The organism is Stenotrophomonas sp. 05L44_2, assembly GCF_056665995.1.
In genome coordinates, this window is the sequence record NZ_JBFTNR010000427.1 from 1 (window position 1) to 3,691 (window position 3,691).

Here is a 3,691-nt window from a genome sequence, read left to right on the forward strand (position 1 = left end):
GGCCTGAGCGTCGACTGCACACTTTCCTGCTGGAGACCTGCCATGCGTTCTCTCCGTTCCCTGGCGCTGCTGGCCCTGCTGCCGTTGACCAGCATCGCCGCCACACCGCCGGCCACCGCGCCCGAGCCCATCGTGCGCGAGGTCATGACCCGTCCGTTGCCGGAACAGCCGGGCAAGGAAGCACTGATCCTGACGGTGCAGTACCCACCCGGCGGCGCCGATCCCGTGCACCGGCACGACGCCCACGGCTTCGTCTATGTGCTGCAGGGCCGCATCGTGATGGGCGTGGCCGGTGGCCGCGAGGTCACCCTCGGCCCGGGGGAGGCCTTCCATGAGGGCCCGGACGATCTGCATACCGTCGGCCGCAATGCCAGCCAGACCGAACCGGCGACATTCGTCGTGTTCCTGATCAAGGACATCGGCAAGCCGGCGGTACTGCCACCACGCTGACCGCCACCGGTCCGGGGCAGTACCCGCCACTCCCACAGGTCCGCCGGTGTCACAATCGGCGGAGCTGTCCCGTCTCTGCTGGCATGGACGACCCCACCGCACTGTTCACCCGACTACGCCCGCGCCTGTTCGGCGTGGCCTACCGCATGCTCGGCTCCTCGCACGAGGCCGAGGACGTGGTGCAGGATGTCTGGCTGCGCTGGCATGGCGCCAACCAGCAGGACATCGAGAACGCCGAAGCCTGGCTGGTGGCCACCACCACCCGCCGCGCCATCGATGGCCTGCGCCTGGCCCGGCGCACGCGCGAGCACTATGTCGGCATGTGGCTGCCCGAGCCGCTGCTCACCGAAGACACCGGCACACCCGAGTACATGCTGGAAACGGCCAGTGATCTGTCGGTGGCCTTCCTCAACGTGCTGGAGCGGCTGGCCCCGGACGCGCGTGCCGCGTTCCTGCTGCACGATGTGTTCGACCAGGATTACGACGTGGTGGCACGCACGCTGGACAAGACCGAAGCCGCCTGCCGGCAGATCGTGCACCGCGCACGCCTGCAGCTGCGGCAGGAGCGACCGCGCTACAACGTGCCGCAGGACGTGCACCAGAAACTGATGCGGCGTTTCGCAGAGGCCATCGCCAATGGCGACTTCAGGACGATGAAAGCCCTGATGGCCGAATCGGCCGTGCTGATCGGCGATGGCGGCGGCATCGTCACCAGCTTCCCGAAACCGATGGTCGGCGGCGCACGCATCGCACAGCTGCTGTACGCCCCGCACCTGCGGCGCAAGGACCAGCTGCGCATGGTGCCGAGCATGATCAATGGACGACTGGGGCTGCTGCGTTACTTCGACGAGGTGCTGGAATCGGCAATGGCCTTCGATACCAACGGCGAGCAGATCGTGCAGATCCTGGTGCAGCGCAACCCGCACAAGCTGCAGGGCCTGAACCAGCCAACCTCGATCCAGTAGATCCACGCCATGCGTGGATGCGGTTGCTCTCATACACGGCAAAGCCACGCATGGCGTGGCTCTACCGGCGGGCTTTCCACCCTGTGTCGATCCAGTAGATCCACGCCATGCGTGGATGCGGTTGCTTTCATGCACGGCAAAGCCACGCATGGCGTGGCTCTGCCGGCGGGCTTTCCACCCTGCGTCAATCCAGTAGATCCACGCCATGCGTGGATGCGGTTGCTCTCATGCACGGCAAAGCCACGCATGGCGTGGCTCTACCGGCGGGCGGTCCACCCTGCGTCAATCCAGTAGATCCACGCCATGCGTGGATGCGGTTGCTCTCATGCACAGCAAAGCCACGCATGGCGTGGCTCTACCGGTGGGCTTTCCACCCTGCGTCGATCCAGTAGATCCACGCCATGCGTGGATGCGGTTGCCTTCATGCACGGCGAAGCCACGCATGGCGTGGCTCTACTGCGGTTCTCCGTGCTGCCTGACGGCTGCCCTTGTGGCTACTTCTGCTGCAGGAAGGCCAGCAGGTCCTGGTTGACCTTGTCCTTGTGGGTCTCGGTCAGACCATGCGGCGCACCCGGGTAGACGATCAGCCTGGCGCCCTTGATCAGCTTGGCCGACATCCGTCCCGCCACGTCGATCGGCACGATCTGATCGTCGTCGCCGTGGATCACCAGGGTCGGCACATCGAACTTCTGCAGGTCAGCGCGGAAGTCGGTCGCCGAGAACGCGGCGATCGAGTCGTAGGTGTTCTTCTGCCCACCCAGCATGCCCTGCGCCCACCATGCATCGACCATCGCCTGGTTGACCTTCGCGCCCGGTCGGTTGAATCCATAGAACGGACCAGACGGAATGTCCTTGTACAGCTGCGAGCGGTTCTCCAGCTGCGCCTTGCGGATGCCGTCGAACACTTCGATCGGAACGCCACCGGGGTTGTCTGCGGTCTTCAGCATGAACGGCGGCACCGAACTGATCAGCACGGCCTTCTTCACCCGTCCCGTGCCATGGCGGCCGATGTACCGCGCCACTTCGCCGCCGCCGGTGGAGAAGCCCACCAGTGTGACGTCCTTCAGGTCCAGCGTATTGATCACCGTGGCCAGATCATCGGCRTAGTGATCCATGTCGTTGCCRTCCCAGGGCTGGCTGGAACGACCGTGGCCACGGCGGTCGTGTGCGACCACCCGGTAACCGTGGTCCGCCAGGAACATCATCTGCGATTCCCAGCTGTCCGAATCCAGTGGCCAGCCATGGCTGAAGGTCACCACCGGCCCGTTCTTCGGGCCCCAGTCCTTGTAGTACAGCTGCACACCATCGGCGGTGGTGATGGTGCTGGCGGTGCGCGTGACAGCGCTGGGTGCGGACGGGTGTGCCGGCGCGGCGGCCTGGGCGGACAGGCCCGCCTGCATCGCCAGGGCCAGGGCAGTTGCAGCGAGGGTGCGGGTAACGGTGTTCATGGTGGACCTCCAGCGGATGGGTGGGTTTCGACAGGGGCTACTGTGCGCCCCTGTCCGGGACCATTGGTGACGTGAAGTCCAGAAAACTTGATCAAAAATCCCAGAACGCCGGCACCCAGCGGAACGCATCGCCCTCGCGGGACACGCGGCCCACCGACGGGAACGGCAGGTGCGTGGCCACCAGCATCTCGCCGGTGCCGGCCAGCGCATTGAGCAGTTCAATGCGCACCCGCGCCGCTTCCTCCGGGTCGTGCTCGAAACCGTTGTGCCAGTTCGGTTGATCAAAACCGACGGCGAACACGGCATCGCCAGCAAAGGTCAGCGCCTGGCCCCCCGAGGCAACGCGTACCACGCAGTGGCCCGGCGTGTGGCCGCCGGTGCGGCGCGCGACTACGCCCGGTGCGATCTCATGCTCATCCTCGAAGGTGTGCACGAAACTGCCGTACTCGGCCCAGAAATGCGTGGCCGTTGCGCGAAGCGCGTCCGGGAACCCCTGCGGCATGTTGGTGCGGGTGAAGTCGGGTGACTTCCAGAACGCCACTTCCGACGCCGCAACGTGGATCTTCAGGTCCGCCCGCAGCTGTGCTTTCACTCCGTCCACCAGCAGGCCACCGATGTGGTCCATGTGCATGTGCGTGATCACTACATCGGTGATCTCGCGCAGGTCGATACCGGCAGCGCCGAGGCGACGGATCAGCTGGCCGGCGCGCGGCAGCTGCAGGTCCGGGTCCATGCCCAGGCCGGCGTCGATCAGGATGGTGCGCTCACCACTGTGCACCACCATCACGGTCACCGGCCAGTCGAACGCATCCTGTGGCAGGTACATCT

At 65.7% G+C, this 3,691-nt stretch carries 4 protein-coding genes; 2 read left to right on the plus strand and 2 right to left on the minus strand.

Features of this window, described 5'->3' with window-relative positions:
* Positions 1-42: 42 nt before the first annotated feature.
* Entirely contained in the window at positions 43-450 is a 408-nt protein-coding gene (locus AC1VAN_RS14890) for a cupin domain-containing protein (RefSeq protein ID WP_442251666.1), read from the plus strand.
* 83 nt (positions 451-533) lie between these two features.
* Positions 534-1,415 carry an RNA polymerase sigma-70 factor gene (locus AC1VAN_RS14895; RefSeq protein WP_032976696.1) on the plus strand — a complete coding sequence of 294 codons (882 nt, stop codon included), beginning with the start codon at positions 534-536 and terminating at the stop codon, positions 1,413-1,415.
* Between the two features lie 494 nt (positions 1,416-1,909).
* On the opposite strand, the gene AC1VAN_RS14900 is transcribed toward AC1VAN_RS14895, so the two are convergent.
* Positions 1,910-2,863 carry an alpha/beta fold hydrolase gene (locus AC1VAN_RS14900; RefSeq protein WP_282279406.1) on the minus strand — a complete coding sequence of 318 codons (954 nt, stop codon included), beginning with the start codon at positions 2,861-2,863 and terminating at the stop codon, positions 1,910-1,912.
* Between the two features lie 91 nt (positions 2,864-2,954).
* On the minus strand, positions 2,955-3,691 hold a 737-nt coding region (locus AC1VAN_RS14905; RefSeq protein WP_480986088.1), incomplete at its 5' end, for an MBL fold metallo-hydrolase.